Origin of the sequence: Herbaspirillum sp. meg3 (assembly GCF_002257565.1) — a bacterium.
Taxonomy (GTDB): domain Bacteria; phylum Pseudomonadota; class Gammaproteobacteria; order Burkholderiales; family Burkholderiaceae_D; genus Herbaspirillum.
The window spans coordinates 2,162,188-2,181,275 of sequence record NZ_CP022736.1; the positions used below are offsets into that span (position 1 = coordinate 2,162,188).

Consider the following 19,088-nt stretch of genomic DNA (forward strand, 5'->3'; position numbering starts at 1 on the left):
TAAAGCGGAACAGCCGCGAAACAGAAAAAGAGAAAAACGACGCTTGCAATTACGCCAGGTGCTGCAATTGGTCTGCGGTCAACAGGAACACCATATCGTCGCCGGCGCTGGTTGTGACCCATGTCAGTTCCAGTTCCGGGAAAGCGGCTTCCGCATAGGCGCGTTCATTGCCTATCTCGACGATCAGCACGCCATTCGGCGTCAGGCGTTGTGCCGCACCCTTGACGATCTTGCGCACCAGGTCCATGCCGTCCTTGCCGCCGGCCAGCGCGATTTGCGGCTCTTGCAGGTATTCCTTCGGCAGCTTGCTCATCGAGTCTGAATTGACGTACGGGGGATTGCTGATAATCAGGTCGTACTTGCGTGCAGGAAGCTTGGTGTACAGATCCGATTCGACCAGGTTGATGCGATCGCCCAGTTCGTAGTCGTCGACGTTGCGACGCGCCACTTGCAGGGCTTCCGCCGAGATGTCGACGGCATCGACCTGCGCCTGCGGGAAGGCGTCCGCCAGCAGAATCGGCAAGCAACCGGAGCCGGTGCAGACGTCCAGAATGTTGGCGACTTGCGCCGGGTCTTGCACCCATGGCGAGAAGTGTTCGGGAATCAGTTCCGCGATGAAAGAGCGAGGCACGATGACGCGTTCATCCACAAAGAAACGATAGCCGCCCAGCCACGCTTCATTGGTGATGTAGGCGGCCGGAACACGGTCTTCCGTGCGGCGCATGATGACGCGCAGCAGATTATCAATCTCGCCTTGCAGCAGGCGCGCATCGAGGAATGGTTCCAGTTGATCCAGCGGTAGCTTGAGCGTGTGCAGGATCAGGTAGGCGGCTTCGTCGAAGGCATTGTTGGTGCCGTGGCCGAAGAACAGTTTTTCAGTATTGAAGCTCGTGATGGCGTAGCGCAGGATGTCGCGCACGGTAGCGAAATTGTTTGGCGTCATGATCGATATTCTCGGTCTGTACATGGATTAGGTCCTGCTCGGTTTGGTTTGCAGCTGCAGCGGCAAAGTACTTGCTACAGCAGCAGGTTTTCCATGGTGCGGCGATAAATGTTTTTCAGCGGATCGATGTAGCGTACTTCGATGTATTCGTCGATCTTGTGGATGCTGTCGTTGGGGGGGCCGAATTCAATCACTTGCGGGCAAATCTGCGCGATAAAACGGCCGTCGGAAGTGCCGCCGGTGGTCGACAGTTCGGTATCAAGGCCGGTTTCCGCCTTGATCGCCGATGACAGCGCATCGCTCAGGTTGCCGCGCGGCGTCAGGAAGGGGCGGCCACCAACTGTCCACTTCAGGTCATAGTCAAAGCCATGCTTGTCGAGGATGGCGTGCACGCGTTGCTGCAGACCTTCCACAGTGCTGGCCGTTGAGAAGCGGAAGTTGAAGTCGATCACCACTTCGCCCGGAATCACGTTCGACGCGCCGGTGCCCCCGTGGATGTTCGACATCTGCCACGAGGTCGGCAGGTAGTACTCATTGCCTTCGTCCCACTTTTCGGCGACCAGATCAGCCAGTGCAGGTGCAGCGAGGTGGATAGGATTCTTTGCCAGTTGCGGATAAGCGATATGACCCTGAATACCTTTGACTGTGAGCTTGCCGGACATGGTGCCGCGGCGGCCGTTCTTGATCATGTCGCCGAGTTGCTTGGCTGAAGTCGGTTCGCCGACGATGCAGTAGTCGAGTTGCTCGCCGCGTGCTTTGAGCTTGTCGCAGACGATCACGGTGCCATCGGTGGCCGGACCTTCTTCATCGCTGGTGATCAGGAAACCGATCGAACCTTTGTGATCCGGATGCGCAGCGACGAATTCTTCGACCGCGACAACCATCGCCGCAATCGAGGTCTTCATGTCGGATGCGCCGCGGCCGAACAGTTTGCCATCGCGTTGCGTCGGCACGAACGGCGGCGATTGCCATTTATCGACAGGGCCGGTTGGCACCACGTCGGTGTGTCCTGCAAACGCCAGCAGCGGTTGCGCCGTACCCTTGCGCGCCCACAGGTTGGTAACGTCGCCGGACTGGATGGTTTCGCAGACAAAGCCAAGCGGCGCCAGCAGTTCAGCCAGGCGTGCCTGGCAGCCTTTGTCTTCCGGAGTGACGGAAGAGAGGGCGATCAGTTCCTGGGTCAGGGCAAGGGTTTTGCTCATGATGAATTCGTGCAATCAGTTCTTGAAAATCTGTTGATAAAGGTCAGCAGTAAAGCCGACATGCGTAGGCTGACCGCTGGTGTGCAGTACCGGACGTTTGACGATGGACGGCAGCTCGACAATCAGCGCCGTGGCGCTGGCATTGTCAGTAATGCTGGCCTTGCGCTCGTCGGACAGGCCGCGCCAGGTCGTGCCTTTGCGATTGACCAGTGTGTCCCACGGGATGTCTTTGAGCCAGGTTTTCACCAGGCTGGCGTCGAGTCCCGCTTTCTTGAAATCATGGAAGGTGTACGCGACGCCATTGGCGTCGAGCCAGGTGCGCGCCTTCTTGACCGTGTCGCAATTGGGAATGCCGTAGAGAGTGACTTGCGTGCTCATAAAATCAACATCCTGTCTTACAAAAAGTGAAGGCCGGCGTCATGCCATGCCGGCCGTATTTCTTAGCTTGCTGCAAACGCGCTGCAAAGAAAATTGCCGGCCTGTGCCGGCAATTCATGGCACTGCTTAAGCGCCGCGCAGCAGTTCGTTGATCGATGTCTTCGAACGGGTTTGCGCGTCAACCTTCTTGACGATGATCGCAGCGTACAGGCTGTACTTGCCGTCTTTCGACGGCAGATTGCCCGGCACCACGACGGAGCCGGCAGGCACGCGGCCGTAATGCACTTCGCCGGTTTCGCGGTCGTAAATCTTGGTCGATTGACCGATATACACGCCCATCGACAGAACCGAGTTTTCTTCGATGATCACGCCTTCAACGACTTCCGAACGCGCACCGATGAAGCAGTTGTCTTCGATGATGACCGGGCCTGCTTGCACTGGCTCCAGAACGCCGCCGATGCCGACGCCGCCGGACAGGTGGACGTTCTTGCCGATTTGCGCTGCGGAACCGACGGTAGCCCATGTGTCGACCATCGCGCCTTCATCGACGTAAGCGCCGATGTTGACGTAAGAAGGCATCAGCACAACGTTCTTGCCGATGAAGGAACCGTGACGGGCAACTGCCGGCGGCACCACGCGGAAGCCGCCCTTGGCGAAATCTTCAGCGGTGTAGTTGGCAAACTTGGTCGGAACCTTGTCGTAGAACTGCGGATAGCCCGGGATGCCGGAACCGACAGGCACGTTGTCTTCCAGGCGGAACGACAGCAGGATGGCTTTTTTGACCCATTGGTTGACTTGCCATTGGCCGACGCTTTGGCGATCTGCCACGCGCAGGGTGCCTTCATTCAGGCCGGCGATAACTTCCGCCACGGCGTTACGGATGTCGGCAGGTGCAGTCTTCGGCGACAGGCTGGCGCGGTCTTCCCACGCTTGATCGATGATTTGCTGGATGGATTGGGTCATCTTGTTTTATCTAGGTTGAAAATGAATAAAAACTGAAGTCAGGCTCTTCACCGTTGAGGTGTTCAATCGAATAGAAGCCGGACTTCGCGTGGCAGGCAGATTTGACAGAGTTATGCTGCTGCCAGTTTGCGTGTGAAAGCGACGATGCGTTGCGCCGCTTCCAGACATTCTTCCACTTCGGCGACCAGCGCCATGCGGATGCGCTGCTGGCCTGGGTTCACGCCGTTGGCCTCGCGCGCCAGATAACTTCCTGGCAATACCGTCACATTATATTCGGCATAGAGACGCTTGGCATATTCCGTATCGCTTATCGAGGCCAGTTTGTCGACCTTGGCCCACAGGTAAAAACTGGCGTCAGGCAGAGATACATCCAGTACTTCCTGCAGCAGCGGCGTGACCTGGCTGAATTTCTTGATGTACTTGGCGCGGTTTTCCTGCACGTGGGTTTCATCGTTCCAGGCGGCAATCGAGGCATTCTGAATCGACGGGCTCATGGCGCCGCCGTGATAGGTGCGATAGAGCAAGAATTTTTTCAGAATCGCTGCGTCGCCGGCAACAAAGCCGGAGCGCATGCCTGGCACGTTCGATCGCTTCGACAGGCTGGAGAAGGCAATCAGGCGGTCGTAGCCACGGCCGAGCTTGTGCGCGGCTTCCAGGCCGCCCAAGGGAGCCTCATCCTTGAAATAGATTTCCGAATAGCATTCATCCGACGCAATCACAAAACCATAGCGGTCGGACAGTTCGAACAGTTTTTTCCAGTCTTCCAGCGACAGCACGGCGCCCGTCGGGTTGCCCGGCGAGCACAGGAACAGCAACTTGACGCGCGGCCAGACATCGTCGGGCACCTGGCTGAAATCGGGCGCAAAGTTGCGCGCTGGATCCGAATTGACGAAATACGGTTGTGCTCCCGACAGGTAGGCCGAGCCTTCATAGATCTGATAGAAGGGATTCGGGCACATGACCAACGCGTCTTTTTGCGATGGGTCGACGACTGTTTGCGTCAGCGAGAACAGGGCTTCACGCGAACCGTTGACGGGCAACACCTGTGTGGCAGGATCGATTTTCGGCAAGCCGTAGCGGCGTTCCAGCCAGCCGGCAATGGCGGCGCGCAATGCTTCCGAACCGATGGTGCTTGGATAGGACGCCAGACCGGATAAATTGTCAGTCAGCGCCTGCTTGATGAAGGCTGGAGTCGGATGTTTCGGTTCGCCGATACCAAGGCTGATATGACGATAGTCCGGATTGGGTGTGACGTCGGAAAACAGGTTCTTCAGTTTTTCGAACGGGTAGGGTTGCAGCTTATCGAGTAATGGATTCACGGAGGCGCGTAGCAAGGAAGTGATAGCCCGACATTATACTGATTGTTGCAGGGATGATGCGGTATCGGGCGGCCTCTCTGTGGATGAACGCATGTTTTGGCAAGGCGCTGCAAAATGCACATCATCAACGCATGGCAAAAAATCAAGAGATATGAGTGCGGCTTGACGTGAGGCAATGTCTGGGCCTGGGAGTTATGACCGCTGCAGATAGGCACGAGGCTGCTGGCGTGTCGATTTGAGGCGTTGAGGAAGGCCAGTTTTTTCAATCCCGGAGTTGTTGTGAAAGTATTGTCAATATGTCATGAAAAAATGTCTCTGGCCCCATTTCCTTTGGAGCCGATGGCAGCCTGAATGGATCTCCTGTCACCTTTGTTCAGCGTTGCAAACCAGATAGCTTGGTTCTGGAACGCTTGGCGACTGACTTCAAAAGTGCAGTTTTGTTGCGCTGCGCAAATCGAACAATCGCGTGGGGGAAGCCGCGCTGTTCCGCTGATGTGCTATCCGGAAAGTGAGTTACTGTGCATAGTCGAACAATAAATCTCCCTATCGGGATTCAACGGAGTTGTCAGTATGAAAACAGTAAGATCAAAGCTATTGTTGGCGCTGGTCGTAATGTGGGTAGGCTTGCTGGTGCTGGCCGCATGGTCCGCGCTCAATACGCGCCAGAACATGATCAACGAACGCGAAGCCGGTTTGAAGCGCGTGGTTGAAACGGCGGAAGGCATTCTGAAGAGCTACGCAGCGGAAGTCGCAGCCGGTAAAACGACAGTGGAGGATGCCAAGAAAAACGCCTTGGCACGCATTGCGGCGATGCGCTATGACAACGATAACTACATTTTCGTGTTCGACTCCAAGCCGGTAGTGCTGATGCACCCCACCAACAAGAGCGTGGTTGGCAAGAATGTCTCTGACCGCAAGGACAGCGACGGCAAACTCTATTATGTTGAGATGGTAAAGGTCGGCAAGGCGCAGCAACGTGGTTTCGTCAATTATATGGGCCGTCTGCCGGGTGCCGACGACACCAATCGTACGCAAAAAGTCAGCTATCTGATTTACTACGAGCCATGGGATTGGTTGCTGGTATCGGGGGTATTCCTCAATGACGTGGAAAGTGATTTCTACCAAAACCTCATGAAGCTGGCCGCGATCCTGATCGTCGTCGGGGTAGTGGTGTCGGCGATGATGCTGGCGATCATTCGCAATATCACTCGCAGCCTTGGCGGCGAGCCGGCGTACGCGGTGGAGGTGGCGTCAGCTATCGCATCCGGCGATCTGACCATGGCGATCAAAACACGCTCCGGCGATAAACGCAGTTTGCTGTACGAAATGAGCGTCATGCGTGAGCGCCTGTCGTCGGTGATCAGCGGCATTCGTACCGGCACCGAGTCCATCGATACCGGCGCCAAGGAAATTGCCGCCGGCAATCTTGATCTGTCCTCGCGGACCGAACAGCAAGCCGCTTCTCTGGAAGAAACCGCCTCCAGCATGGAGGAATTGACGTCAACCGTGAAGCAGAATGCCGACAATGCACGTCAGGCGGGGCAACTGGCGAAGACGGCCTCCGATATCGCTCGTCGTGGTGGTGATGTGGTCGGTCAGGTGGTGGATACCATGCAAGGCATCACGGAAAGCTCGCGCAAGATTTCCGACATTATTGGCGTGATCGATGGCATTGCGTTTCAGACCAATATTCTGGCGCTGAATGCGGCGGTCGAAGCAGCCCGCGCCGGTGAGCAAGGCCGCGGTTTCGCTGTGGTCGCCAGCGAAGTGCGTAGCCTTGCGCAACGCAGCGCCCAGGCAGCAAAAGAGATCAAGGATTTGATTGAGGACTCGGTCACACGCGTCGACAGCGGTTCGGATCTGGTGCAGCGTGCAGGGCAGACCATGGGCGAAGTCGTGGATGCCGTGCAACGCGTGACCGATATCATGGGGGAGATTTCCTCCGCGACCGAAGAGCAAAGCAGCGGCATTGGTCAGGTCAACCAGGCGATCACGCAAATGGATCAGACCACGCAGCAAAATGCGGCGCTGGTTGAGCAGGCAGCAGCAGCGGCAGGTTCGTTGGAAGAGCAGGCTCGTCGCCTGAAAGAAGCCGTCGCCTTCTTCCAGGCGGGTGAGGTTGCTGCGGTAACTGCGCCCGCATTCACAAGTCGTCCGGCGAAGCCTGTCGTCAAGGCAGCGACTGCAGGCACTGCCGTGCGCAAGCCTGCGGCATCGGTGGCATCTTCGGCATCAGCCACGCGCAAGCCGGCTCTGGCCAAGGCATTGCCGTCGGCGAGTGCGAAATCTGCCGTGCCGAAGTCGCCGGCTGGCGACGATGGTGATTGGGAAACATTCTAAGGAGCCTGCATTGTCTGAATGCGGATTTTTGTGACTGACGTAAGTAAGAAAGCGGCTTGCCTGAGCGATTTGGCGAGCCGTTTTTCATTTATTGTGAAGGCGAGGGCCGCCGGGGGATGTTTGCGTTGATCCGGGATGCGTTCTTAGCCTTGATTTCAGCGGTTTTCCCTCTCGGAATGTTATGATACCGGGCTATTGTGGGCGAATTTGCCTGCTTCCGTCAAACTCTGTGAAACTGTAGACAACGTGCGCTTAAATTCCATTAAATTGTCAGGATTCAAGTCTTTCGTCGATCCGATGAATTTCCAGGTGCCGGGGCAGTTGGTAGGTGTGGTAGGCCCTAACGGCTGCGGCAAGTCCAATATTATCGATGCGGTGCGCTGGGTGCTGGGTGAATCCAAAGCATCCGAATTGCGCGGCGAATCGATGCAAGACGTCATCTTCAACGGCTCCACCAACCGCAAGCCGGCCGGACGCGCCTCCGTCGAGCTGATTTTCGACAACGCCATGGGCAAGGCCGCAGGTCAATGGGGCCAATACGCCGAGATCGCCGTCAAGCGCACGCTCACGCGCGACGGCACTTCTTCGTATTACATCAATAACCAGGCGGTGCGTCGCCGCGACATTCAGGACATTTTCCTTGGTACCGGTCTTGGCCCGCGGGCGTACGCGATCATCGGTCAGGGCATGATTTCGCGCATTATCGAAGCGCGTCCTGAAGAGCTGCGTATCTTCCTGGAAGAAGCCGCAGGCGTGTCGAAGTACAAAGAACGCCGTCGCGAGACAGAAAACCGTCTGCACGACACGCGTGAAAATCTGACGCGCCTCGAAGACATCCTCCGCGAACTCAACAGCAATCTGGAAAAGCTGGAAGCGCAGGCCGCTGTCGCGAAGAAGTTCAACGAACTCACTGCCGATCAGGAAGAGAAGCAAAAACTGCTGTGGTTGCTGCGCAAGAATGAGGCCAAGGCCGAGCAGGAAAAATACTTCCGTGAAATCGAGCGCGCGCAGATTGATCTCGAAGAGCAAACCGCCAAACTGCGTCATGTGGAAACTGAGCTTGAACACATGCGTCAGGCCCATTACGGCGCGGGTGACCGTTTGCATACCGCACAAGGCCATCTCTACCAGACCAACTCGGAAATCGGCAGCCTCGAAGCGCAAATCAAGTTCGTCATCGAGTCGCGCAGCCGTCTGCAATCGCAACTGAATTCGCTGACCGCGCAACGCGATCAATGGCAGCGTCAGGGCACGCAGCATCAGGATGATCTGGCCGAGGCCGAGATTCAGCTTGAAGAGCAGGGCATGCGTGTCGAGCAGGCGCAGCAGGCTGTGCAGGACGCTACCGACAAAGTGCCGACGTTGGAGCAAGCCTGGCGCGAAGCACAACTGAAAACAACTGAGTCGCGCAGCAAGATCATGCAGATTCAGCAGCAGATCGAGCTGGAATCAGCGCATCAGCGCAATGCCTCCAACATCCTGTCCGGCCTGGCTGTCCGTCGTGAACGCCTGGTGCAGGAAAAGAGTGGCCTGAACATGCCTGACGATGCGCATCTGTCCAATCTGAAGCTGCAACTTGAAGAGAAGCAAGGCTCGCTCGAAGAAGCGTCGATGTATCTCGAAGAGGCGCAAGAGCAGTTGCCGAAGCAGGAAGAAGAACGCCGTACCGCGCAAGAACTGGTCAGCAAGGAAACGACCGAGCTGGCACAACTGGAAGCGCGTCTTTCTGCGCTGAAGCAGTTGCAGGAAAGCGTGCAGACGCAAGGCAAGGTTCAGCCCTGGCTGGAAAAGCATGAGCTCGCCAATTTGCCGCGCCTGTGGCAGAAGCTGCACATCGACGCCGGCTGGGAAACTGCGCTGGAATCGGTGTTGCGTGAACGCATGTCGGCGCTGGAAGTCTCGAATCTGGATTGGGCCAAGGCCTTCTTCAACGATGCGCCGCCAGCCAAGCTTGCCTTGTTTGCGCCGAATCCGGCAGGTCTGCCTTCCGAACCGGCACCGAATGGCCTCAAGCCTTTCATCAACTTGCTGCAACTTAATGATCCGGGCCTGCGTACGCTGATGCAGGACTGGCTGCACAACATCTTTATCGCTGACGACACAGCCAGCGCCTTCGTTGATCGCAGCAAGCTGCCGAACGGCGCCTTGTTCGTGACCAAGCAAGGCCATGTCGTGAGCCAGTCAAGCGTTCGGTTCTATGCTTCTGATTCGGAGCAGGACGGCATGCTGGCACGCCAGCAGGAAATCGAAAACATCACCAAGCAGCAGCGTGCGCAATACATGCTGGCAGAAGAAGCCAAGTCGCGTGCGGTGCGTGCCGATGCGGCCATGACCAGCGCTGCGCAGCGTCTGCAAGAACTGCGTCAGCGTGTTGCCGGTCTGACGCAGGCGGCTCATAGCTTGCAAATTGAAGTGATGAAGCTGTCTGAAGTGCAGGAGCGATTCAATCAGCGCAGCACGCAGATCGTTGCTGATCTGGCGGAAATCGAAACACAGGAAACCGAACAGCAGCAAATCAAGATCGAATCGGAAGCGAAGTTTGAGCAGCTCGACATTGAACTGGCCGAGCTGCAGGAATCGCACGAAAACGGCCAGACCGACTATCTCGGCAAAGAACAGCAACTCAACGATGCCCGCCAACGTCTGCGCGAGCTGGAACGTGCTGCTCAGGAGGCCGAGTTTTCCGAAAAATCACAACGCAACAAGATCGACGAACTCAAGCGCAACATCGCCACCGCGCTGGAGCAGGCCGCGCAGTTGTTTGCCAGCATGCAACAAGGCAGTCTGGAACTGGAAAGCCTGGACGATCAGGCCGCGCAAGCTGGATTGCAATCCTTGCTGGATAAACGGACCGACCAGGAGCGCGCGTTGGCTGATGCACGCCACGAACTCGATCAGTTGTCGCAAAAGCTGCGTCAGCACGAAGAGGCGCGCCTGCAAAACGAACGCAGCCTGCAGCCGCAGCGCGATCGTATTACCGAGCTGCAATTGAAGGAACAGGCTGCACGCCTGAATCAGGAGCAATTCACAGAAGCGCTGGCCAGCACCCAGGCCGATGAAGCTGCACTGTCGGAGAAGTTGACCGACGACATGCGTCCGTCTTATCTGCAAGGTGAAGTGACACGTCTGACCAATGCGATCGCGGCATTGGGCGCAGTCAATCTGGCCGCGCTGGATGAACTGGCGACCGCGTCCGAACGCAAGAACTTCCTCGATGCCCAGCACGCCGACCTGAACGAAGCGATCACCACGCTGCAAGATGCGATCCACAAGATCGATATCGAAACCCGCGGCTTGCTGCAAGACACCTTCGACAAGGTCAATGGCCACTTTGCAGAACTGTTCCCGATTCTGTTCGGTGGCGGTCAGGCCAAACTGATCATGACCGGCGACGAAATTCTGGACTCCGGTGTGCAAGTCATGGCGCAGCCGCCAGGCAAGAAGAACGCCACGATTCACCTGTTGTCCGGCGGTGAAAAGGCGTTGACCGCGACGGCACTGGTGTTCTCGATGTTCCAGCTCAATCCGGCGCCGTTCTGCTTGCTGGACGAAGTGGATGCGCCGCTGGACGACGCCAACACCGAGCGTTTCTGCAATATGGTCAAGCGCATGTCGTCGAATACGCAGTTCCTGTTCATCTCGCATAACAAGATCGCGATGGAAATGGCGAACCAGCTGATCGGCGTCACCATGCAAGAGCAAGGGGTGTCGCGTATCGTCGCTGTGGACATGGAAGCGGCGGCGAACTTCACGTCCGAGGTGCAAGCCGCCTGAGGTGGAGCTGAAATACGGCGCAAGCTTGCGTTTTTTTGACTTGCGCCGATATTTTGCAAGGCTTGTGCAGCTTGACAAGCCTATAACGGAACACTACCCTAAACGCCTTGTCATACAAGGGCTTTAGCACGACGCTTGCTAAGCGATTCAGGCAAAAAATAACAAGATGGTAACGACAAGGTTATATCGGCTCCTCAGCAGCATTCAGCAGTTCGGTATCACTATCTGTCGACTCTCAGGAATCCATAAAGACCAGCTATGACCAGTTTTATCGAACCGAACATGTTTGACCGTATTGATCTGGCGCGCTGCGCCGGTCCAGTGATGAGCCGCGCCGCTGCGCGTGTCACTTTCAAGAATAATTCCAAGGTACATTCGGCATGACAGACCTTCAGACCAGTTTGATCGTCATCGGCGGCGTGATCGTCGTCGGCGTGATCTCCTATAACAAATGGCAAGAACACAAGACGCGCAAGACCGTCGAGCGTGCGTTTTCGTCGGATCATGACGATGTGCTGATGAATGCCGATGCGCAGTCCCAGCCTTTGCCGCCTGCGCAAAAAACGTATCAGATGCCCGCGTCGGCAGCTTCTGCAGCAACATCCACCGTCTCTGCTCCGGCAATGGCGCCGATTTCTGCTCCCGCTGCCGCCCCGGTGCAAACTGCTCCGATGGCGAAATCTCCTGCCTCCATGTATGAAGATGACAGGCTTGAGCCGGAACTCTATGAACGGCCAAAGCCGGTTCCAAGTCCGCAGCTCAACCAGGAAACCGAACCTCAGTTTTCTACATCCGATGAACAGATCGAGCCGTATTTGTCGCTCGATACGCCGATTGACAGCCATTCCGACTATCCGGCTGATCCGTTGGGGGCAGATGAGCTGGAAACCGACCTCAGCCACGTCGAAGCTTCACTCAACGATACCGCCATGTATGCCGGTGACCCGGCCGAAGTTGCTGCTGCTCAACCCCAGCGCGAGTTGCCGGTGGATGAGCTGGTCGACTGCATCATTCCGATCGCGCTCGATTTGTCGGTGCGCGGAGAAAAGATTTTGCCGGGCGTACAAAACCTGCGCCATGTCGGCAACAAGACCGTGAATTTCGTTGGCCGCACTGTGGACGGCGAATGGGAAGCCATCACGCATGGCAGCGTCTACAACGCCTTGCTGGCCGGTGTCCAACTGGCCAATCGCAACAATGCGTTGAACGAGCTGGAGTATTCCGAGCTGATCATGCGCCTGCGTGAATTTACGGACTCCATCGGCGCCGAGCCGGAAATCCCCGACATGATCGACGTGATGAAAACGGCGCAAGCCCTGCATCAGTTCATCATGGATCACGATGTACAACTGGGCGTGAATGTGCGCTCCAACGGTGCGCCCTGGAATGTCAGCACCTTGCTGGCCGCGCTTACGCGTCAGGGCTTTGATCGCCGTACCGATGGTCATCTGGTGATGCAGGACGGCGAAGGCGAAGTCTTGTTCTCGATGTCGACCAACGCTACCGGTGCGGCAGAGACCACCGATCGTCTGACGCTGTTGCTGGATGTGCCGCGTGTCGGCCCGGCCCGCGATGGTTATGGCGCCATGATCGCCTGTGCGCGTTCCCTGGCGATGCGTCTGGGCGGCACCGTCGTCGACGATAGCGACCAGTTGCTGTCCGATGCCGCATTGAGCGATATCGCCGAGCAGGTCAGCGCGTTTTACAGCGCCATGGAATCGGCCGAGATTCCTGCCGGCTCCAAGCGCGCCATGCGTCTGTTCAGTTAAGCTTTGGATTCCATCCAGCAAAACTTCTATGTCTTCTGATTTATTTTCTGCCGATTTACCTAGCGACGAAGACTGGGTAAAACGGGTAGTAGCTCTGCGTCAAAAATTGAGAGAGCTTAGTTTGGCTTATTACGTTCTAGATAAGCCAATGGTGTCCGACGCGGAATATGATTCTCTTTATAAACAGCTAGAGCTTCTAGAAGAAAAGTATCCCGACCTAATTCCCGTCGATTCTCCGACGCAGCGTGTCGGAGGAGCTCCCGCAGAACAGTTTCAGCAAGTTCGGCATGTTATTCCCATGCTGTCTCTCAATAATGGTTTCAAAGACGAAGACATTATCGCTTTCGATAAACGCGTCAAGGACGGTTTGTCGTCGTTGACGGAAATTGCCTATGCCACCGAGTTGAAGTTTGACGGGCTGGCAATCAGTCTGCGCTACGAAGACGGCGTGCTGGTCGGTGCGGCAACACGCGGCGACGGCACCACCGGTGAAAACGTCACGGCAAATATCCGCACGGTGCGCGCCATCCCGTTGCGTCTGCATGGCGATAACCCGCCGCAGGTGCTGGAGGTGCGCGGCGAAGTGCTGATGTACAAGAATGATTTCGCCAAACTCAATCAGCGCCAGCGCGACGCAGGACTGAAGGAGTTCGCCAATCCGCGCAATGCCGCTGCCGGCAGCTTGCGTCAGCTTGATTCCAAGATCACCGCACAGCGCACCTTGCGCTTTTTTGCCTACGGCATCGGCGTGCTGGAAGGCATGGACATGCCAGCCTCGCATTCGGCGTTATTGGACTGGTATTCATCGCTGGGTCTGCCGGTATGCAAGGAAAGAGCCGTCGTACATGGTGCCGAAGGCTTGCTGAAGTTTTATAACGGGATCGGTGCCAAGCGCGGCGAGCTTCCCTATGAAATCGATGGCGTAGTGTACAAGGTTGATCGTCTTGATCAGCAGCAGCAGCTTGGCTTTGTCTCTCGTGCACCGCGTTTTGCGTTGGCACACAAGTTTCCGGCGCAGGAAGCGCTGACCGTGGTGCAGGGTATCGAAGTCCAGGTCGGCCGTACCGGTGCGATCACGCCGGTGGCGCGGTTGGTACCGGTATTTGTTGGTGGCGTCACGGTGACCAACGCGACACTGCATAACGAAGATGAAGTGCGCCGCAAGGATATCCAGATCGGCGACACAGTGATCGTCCGCCGCGCCGGCGACGTGATTCCCGAGGTCGTGGCGTACGTCCCGGAATCGCGTCCTGCTGATGCGAAGCCGTTCGAGATGCCGAAAGAGTGCCCGGTATGCGGGTCGCCCATCGTGCGACTGGAAGAGGAAGCAATCGCGCGCTGTTCCGGAGGCTGGGTCAAATGTTCGGCGCAGCGCAAGGGCGGTTTGCAGCATTTTGTGTCACGCCGCGCGATGGATGTTGACGGTCTCGGCGACCAGTTGATTGATCAACTGGTCGACAAAAACGTCATCACGACCGCCGCCGATTTGTATCGCCTGGGCCTGACTTCGCTGGCCGAACTCGATCGCATGGCAGAGAAATCGGCACAAAACGTAATCGATGCTTTGGAGAAGTCCAAATCGACCACGCTTGCGCGTTTCATCTATTCGCTGGGCATTCGCCATGTGGGTGAGGCGACTGCCAAGGAACTGGCGCGGCACTTCGGTAATATGGATGCCGTCCTTGCTGCGACGGAAGAACAATTGCTGGAAGTAGCCGACATCGGCCCGGTAGTTGCCCGTTCTATTATCAGTTTCTTTGAGGATAGCCTGAACGTCGAATTGGTCAATCAGTTGCGTGCCGCCGGCATCCACTGGACAGAAGGTGCGGGCGTTGAAATTCAGGCGAAGACCTTGGCCGGCAAGATATTTGTATTGACCGGCACTTTGCCGACCATGTCGCGCGACGACGCAGCGCAAATGATTGAAGCTGCTGGTGGCAAGGTGAGTGGCTCTGTATCAAAGAAAACCAGTTACGTTGTCGCGGGGGCGGAAGCGGGCAGCAAGCTCGCAAAAGCGGAAGAGCTTGGTATTGCCATCCTCGACGAAGATGCGCTCGTGGCGCTGGTGCAAAGCGGTCCGCAAGATGCTGCAGACGTGGCGGCAACTGAATAGGGCGTGAGCGGCGAGTCTCGCCATAGTGGGTGATAATGCCCGCAGACGCATTTGAAACACATCGATTTTATTGGGAACAGCAATGACTAAACGAATCAAGAAAGCCGTATTTCCTGTTGCAGGCCTGGGCAGCCGCTTTTTGCCGGCAACCAAGGCGCAGCCAAAGGAAATGCTGCCTATCGTTGATAAGCCGCTGATTCACTACGCAGTGGAAGAAGCGGTTGCTGCGGGTATCACCGAGATGGTCTTCATCACCGGCCGCAACAAGCGCGCCATCGAAGACCATTTCGACAAGGCCTACGAACTGGAAGCGGAACTGGAAGCAGCCGGCAAGCAGCAATTGCTGGATATCGTTCAGAACGTCATCCCCAAGAACGTAACCTGCATTTTCATCCGTCAATCCGCGCCGTTGGGCTTGGGTCATGCGGTGCTATGCGCCCGTCCGGTGGTGGGCGATGAACCTTTTGCCGTATTGCTTGCGGATGACTTCATGGATGTCGGTGTTGGTCACAAGCCCGTGATGGCGCAAATGACGGAAGTCTACGAGCGCGAAGGCCTGAGCCTGCTGGCAGTGCAGGATGTGCCGCGCAGCGATACCAAGCAATACGGTATCGTCAGCGCGACTGCGTACCAGCCGAATCTTGAACGCGTCAACGGCATTGTTGAAAAGCCGGCGCCAGATGTTGCGCCGTCAACCTTGGCGGTGGTCGGCCGCTACGTGCTGAACAATCGCATTTTTGATTACCTGGAAACCATCGGCAAGGGTGCCGGGGGCGAGATTCAGTTGACCGACGGTATTGCTGCGTTGATGCATGCCCAGACCGTATTGGCCTATCGTTACGAAGGCCAGCGCTATGACTGTGGCTCCAAGCTTGGCTATCTCAAGGCAATGGTCGCCATGGGGATGAAGCATGCCGAGACCGGCGCGGCTTTCACCGAATACCTCAAGCAACTCGATATCAACGCTTAATCACCGCATTTGCGGAATAGAAAGCAGCAAGGAGAGCAGGAATGGCAATACGCGAAATTCTGAAAATGGGCGATCCGCGCCTGTTGCGCCAGGCTGAGCCTGTCCAGCAGTTCGGTACGCCGGAAATGGATGCGCTGATTGCCGACATGTTCGAGACCATGCGCGCAGTTAATGGCGCCGGACTGGCTGCACCGCAAATCGGTGTCAATTTGCAGTTGGTGATTTTTGGTTTCAAGAAGAACTTGCGCTATCCCGATGCGCCGGAAGTGCCGGAGACCGTACTGATCAATCCGACGCTGACACAGCTCGGCGACGAGACGGAAGACGGCTGGGAAGGTTGCCTGTCCGTGCCCGGTCTGCGTGGCGTGGTGCCACGCTGGAGCCGTTTGCGCTATGAAGGATTTGACGAGACCGGTGCCCGTATCGACCGGACTGTCGATGGCTTTCATGCACGCGTGGTGCAGCATGAGTGCGACCATCTGTGGGGTATTCTCTATCCGATGCGGATCAAGGATTTTTCGCGTTTCGGATTTACGGAAATTCTGTTTCCCGAGCTGGATCCCAATGATGACGACTGAGTAAGCAATTCCTGCTTGCAGTCCTGATAGTGAGAATATGAGCAGCCAATAAAAATCGCGTGTTGAAGTCAGACTTCACACGCGATTTTTATTTTGCGACAAGGCTCTTAACGCAATTCCTTAAGATCAGCCTTCGGCGACACGCTTGGCAATATGCTCCAGCGCTTCTTCGATCTGGTCAATCAGGATCAGGCACAGATCACCGGCTTTCAATGACGCCAGTGCCGTGTCAATTGCCAGGAACTCACCAAAGACTTCCTTGGTTTCCGTAGTGCGGCGGGCGTTGGCCAAACCTTGACGAAGCAGGGCGAGCACTTCGCCGTCGGCGCGGCCACGTTGGCATTGATCCTGATAGAGCACAACTTCATCGAATGCATCGCCGAGGATTTCGGTCTGTTGGCGGATATCGATATCGCGACGATCGCCTGCACCGCTGATGACGACCGAGCGGCGTTTGGCGGGAATACTTTCCACTGCCTTGACCAGTGCGTTGATGGCATCCGGATTGTGGCCGTAGTCGGCGATCAGCGTCGCGCCGCGATAGTCGAACATGTTGAAGCGGCCAGGCGCAGTGCCGACATCACTAATGAAGGTACGCAAGCCGGTACGGACGATTTCCCAATCCAGATTCAAGGCCCAGACTGCAGCAACCGACGCCATGGTGTTTTCTACCTGGAAGCCGATAGTGCCGCCACGTGTCAGCGGGATCTCACTGAGCGCCAGACGGTATTCCTGATCGCCTTGGGCAGCGACAATGTCGTTGCCGTCACGATAGACGATGCGGTGGCCTTGCGCACGGTGCGTGGCCATGATCGGATGCTGCGGATCAAGTGCGAAGAACATGACGGCGCCAGGACAGGAATGCGCCATGCTGGAGACCATCGGGTCAGCTGCATTCAACACGGCATAACCAGTTGGTGCGACGTTTTCGACGATCACGCGCTTGACCACGGCCAGGTCTTCCACGGTGCTGATGTAGCTCAACCCCAGGTGATCGCCCATGCCGATGTTGGTGACGACGGCAACGTTGCAGCGATCAAAGCCGAGGCCCTCCCGCAGGACGCCGCCGCGGGCAGTTTCCAGGACGGCTGCATCGACGTCGGGATGGAACAGTACGTTGCGCGCGCTGCGCGGGCCGCTGCAGTCACCGGTATCGATACGTTGCTTGTCGATGTAGACGCCGTCGGTGTTGGTCATGCCGACACGCAGGCCTTTTTGTGCGAGCAGGTGAGTGATCAGGCGAACCGTTGTTGTCTTGCCGTTGGTGCCGGCAACCGCGACCACTGGAATACGGGCATCGTCGCCATCGGCAAACATGGTCGAAATGATGGCGTCGCCGACCGCGCGGCCTTTACCGTAAGACGGTGTCAGATGCATGCGTAGGCCTGGCGCGGCGTTGACTTCGACTACGCCGCCTTCTTGTTCTTCCAGCGGCTTGTGCACGCTGTTGCAAACGATGTCGACGCCGCAGATGTCCAGGCCAACCATTTGCGCAGCGGCGATGGCGCGCGCAGCCAGTTCGGGGTGGACATCGTCCGTAACGTCAGTGGCCGTGCCGCCGGTAGACAGGTTGGCGTTGTTGCGCAGAACGATGCGTGCGCCTTGCGGCGGGATCGATTCGGCATCGTAGTTTTGTTTGGCAAGAGTCGCCAGTGCAATATCGTCGAAGCGGATCTTGGTCAGTGAGGTTGCATGGCCATCACCACGCAGCGGATCGCTGTTGACCTTGTCCACCAGTTGACGAATGGTGTGCACACCATCGCCGATGACTTGCGGCGGGTCGCGGCGGGCGGCAGCGACCAGATGTTTGCCGATGACCAGCAGGCGATAGTCGTGGCCGGGCATGTAGCGTTCGACGATGATCTCGTCGCTGATTTTGACGGCGGCATTGAACGCCGCAGTGACTTGTTCCTGGGTGCTGATATTGACGGCAACGCCTTTGCCCTGATTGCCGTCGCGCGGTTTGATGACGACCGGCGCAGCGATTTCCTGCGCTGCCGCCCAGGCATCTTCGACGGTTTCGACCACACGGCCGTTAGGTACAGGCACACCCGCTGCGTGCAGCAGCATCTTGGTCAATTCTTTGTCTTGCGCAATCGATTCGGCGATCGCGCTGGTATCGCTGGTTTCGGCAGCCTGAATACGTTTTTGACGGCTACCCCAACCAAATTGCACCATGCTGCCGTCGGTGAGGCGGCGGAAAGGGATGCCGCGCTTGAGTGCAGCAGAGACGATGGAGCCGGTGCTTGGGCCCAGGCGAACGTCTTCGTCGAGTTCACGCAGGCGGGCCAGTGCATCGGCCAGATCGAAGGGTTTGTCCTCAGCGGCAGCCAGGCAGAGTTCGCGTGCCAGTTCAAAGGCGAGGCGGCCGACAGCTTCTTCGCTGTATTCGACGATAACCTGATAGACGCCGGTTTCGACGGTAGGTACGGTGCGGCTGAAGGTAACCGGGCAACCCGCCTGGGATTGCAGTCCCAAGGTGGCGGCTTCCAGCGCATGTGCCATGGAGACGGCTTTTACCTCGCCGGCTGGTTGCAGGAAGCCGATATGCGGGAAGCGCGCACGCAGGCGAACCTCAAAGCCTGGAATGCCTTCAATGGCGCGTTCGGCCTCAGTGCAGGACACGATAGCTTCTATCGCAGTGTGCCTGCTCCAGAGATTAGGGCCGCGCAGTACGCGAATACGTGATACGTCCATCAACAAGTCTTCCTGAATGTGTCTTGGGCCATGCCGGCCGTT

General features: G+C 57.1%; 13 protein-coding genes. 7 read left to right on the plus strand and 6 right to left on the minus strand.

The features are described from left to right. Nucleotides 1-49: 49 nt before the first annotated feature. The 5 genes from prmB to dapC all read right to left on the minus strand — a co-directional run bounded on the left by prmB (nt 50) and on the right by dapC (nt 4,805). Nucleotides 50-943, minus strand: a complete 894-nt coding sequence (gene prmB / locus hmeg3_RS09845; protein ID WP_094563568.1) for a 50S ribosomal protein L3 N(5)-glutamine methyltransferase — start codon at nt 941-943, stop codon at nt 50-52. A gap of 74 nt (nt 944-1,017) precedes the next feature. Next, nucleotides 1,018-2,145: a succinyl-diaminopimelate desuccinylase gene (gene dapE / locus hmeg3_RS09850; RefSeq protein ID WP_094566237.1), complete on the minus strand. Its 1,128-nt coding sequence runs from the start codon at nt 2,143-2,145 to the stop codon at nt 1,018-1,020. 15 nt (nt 2,146-2,160) lie between these two features. Beyond that, a complete protein-coding gene (locus tag hmeg3_RS09855; RefSeq protein WP_094563569.1) occupies nt 2,161-2,523 on the minus strand; it encodes an ArsC family reductase in 363 nt (120 codons plus the stop codon). Nucleotides 2,524-2,649: 126 nt separating this feature from the next. After that, nucleotides 2,650-3,486, minus strand: a complete 837-nt coding sequence (gene dapD / locus hmeg3_RS09860) for a 2,3,4,5-tetrahydropyridine-2,6-dicarboxylate N-succinyltransferase (protein WP_007875794.1) — start codon at nt 3,484-3,486, stop codon at nt 2,650-2,652. Between the two features lie 110 nt (nt 3,487-3,596). Beyond that, complete coding sequence (dapC, locus tag hmeg3_RS09865; protein ID WP_094566238.1) at nt 3,597-4,805, minus strand: succinyldiaminopimelate transaminase; 1,209 nt, start codon at nt 4,803-4,805, stop codon at nt 3,597-3,599. 570 nt (nt 4,806-5,375) lie between these two features. Here dapC and hmeg3_RS09870 point away from each other — a divergent pair. The 7 genes from hmeg3_RS09870 (at nt 5,376) to def (ending at nt 16,349) form a co-directional block, all read left to right on the plus strand. After that, nucleotides 5,376-7,145 (plus strand): methyl-accepting chemotaxis protein, encoded by a 1,770-nt coding sequence (locus tag hmeg3_RS09870; RefSeq protein ID WP_094563570.1) that lies wholly within the window; start codon nt 5,376-5,378, stop codon nt 7,143-7,145. A 246-nt stretch (nt 7,146-7,391) separates the two neighbouring features. Then, entirely contained in the window at nt 7,392-10,919 is a 3,528-nt protein-coding gene (smc, locus tag hmeg3_RS09875) for a chromosome segregation protein SMC (RefSeq protein WP_094566239.1), read from the plus strand. Nucleotides 10,920-11,177: 258 nt separating this feature from the next. Then, nucleotides 11,178-11,303, plus strand: coding sequence for a hypothetical protein (locus hmeg3_RS25150; protein WP_255407569.1), 126 nt, complete (start codon nt 11,178-11,180; stop codon nt 11,301-11,303). Continuing rightward, nucleotides 11,300-12,688 carry a cell division protein ZipA C-terminal FtsZ-binding domain-containing protein gene (locus tag hmeg3_RS09880; protein ID WP_094563571.1) on the plus strand — a complete coding sequence of 463 codons (1,389 nt, stop codon included), beginning with the start codon at nt 11,300-11,302 and terminating at the stop codon, nt 12,686-12,688. Before hmeg3_RS25150 ends, hmeg3_RS09880 begins: the two co-directional genes overlap by 4 nt. Before the next feature lie 28 nt (nt 12,689-12,716). After that, the gene (ligA, locus tag hmeg3_RS09885) at nt 12,717-14,801 is read left to right on the plus strand and encodes an NAD-dependent DNA ligase LigA (RefSeq protein WP_094563572.1); all 2,085 of its coding nucleotides are present in this window, start codon (nt 12,717-12,719) and stop codon (nt 14,799-14,801) included. An 82-nt stretch (nt 14,802-14,883) separates the two neighbouring features. Continuing rightward, nucleotides 14,884-15,771, plus strand: coding sequence for a UTP--glucose-1-phosphate uridylyltransferase GalU (gene galU, locus hmeg3_RS09890; protein WP_094563573.1), 888 nt, complete (start codon nt 14,884-14,886; stop codon nt 15,769-15,771). A 41-nt stretch (nt 15,772-15,812) separates the two neighbouring features. After that, nucleotides 15,813-16,349, plus strand: coding sequence for a peptide deformylase (gene def, locus hmeg3_RS09895; RefSeq protein ID WP_094563574.1), 537 nt, complete (start codon nt 15,813-15,815; stop codon nt 16,347-16,349). A 126-nt stretch (nt 16,350-16,475) separates the two neighbouring features. Here def and cphA read toward each other — a convergent pair whose 3' ends face one another. Further along, nucleotides 16,476-19,046, minus strand: coding sequence for a cyanophycin synthetase (gene cphA, locus hmeg3_RS09900; protein ID WP_094563575.1), 2,571 nt, complete (start codon nt 19,044-19,046; stop codon nt 16,476-16,478). Nucleotides 19,047-19,088 lie beyond the last annotated feature (42 nt).

What these genes read in the sequence shown, in the direction of transcription:
- def (WP_094563574.1), top strand. Translation starts at nt 15,813, where the DNA reads ATGGCAATACGCGAAATTCTGAAAATGGGCGATCCGCGCCTGTTGCGC.
- hmeg3_RS09855 (WP_094563569.1), bottom strand. Translation starts at nt 2,523, where the DNA reads ATGAGCACGCAAGTCACTCTCTACGGCATTCCCAATTGCGACACGGTC.
- hmeg3_RS25150 (WP_255407569.1), top strand. Translation starts at nt 11,178, where the DNA reads ATGACCAGTTTTATCGAACCGAACATGTTTGACCGTATTGATCTGGCG.
- hmeg3_RS09880 (WP_094563571.1), top strand. Translation starts at nt 11,300, where the DNA reads ATGACAGACCTTCAGACCAGTTTGATCGTCATCGGCGGCGTGATCGTC.
- hmeg3_RS09870 (WP_094563570.1), top strand. Translation starts at nt 5,376, where the DNA reads ATGAAAACAGTAAGATCAAAGCTATTGTTGGCGCTGGTCGTAATGTGG.
- prmB (WP_094563568.1), bottom strand. Translation starts at nt 943, where the DNA reads ATGACGCCAAACAATTTCGCTACCGTGCGCGACATCCTGCGCTACGCC.
- dapE (WP_094566237.1), bottom strand. Translation starts at nt 2,145, where the DNA reads ATGAGCAAAACCCTTGCCCTGACCCAGGAACTGATCGCCCTCTCTTCC.
- ligA (WP_094563572.1), top strand. Translation starts at nt 12,717, where the DNA reads ATGTCTTCTGATTTATTTTCTGCCGATTTACCTAGCGACGAAGACTGG.
- dapD (WP_007875794.1), bottom strand. Translation starts at nt 3,486, where the DNA reads ATGACCCAATCCATCCAGCAAATCATCGATCAAGCGTGGGAAGACCGC.
- galU (WP_094563573.1), top strand. Translation starts at nt 14,884, where the DNA reads ATGACTAAACGAATCAAGAAAGCCGTATTTCCTGTTGCAGGCCTGGGC.
- cphA (WP_094563575.1), bottom strand. Translation starts at nt 19,046, where the DNA reads ATGGACGTATCACGTATTCGCGTACTGCGCGGCCCTAATCTCTGGAGC.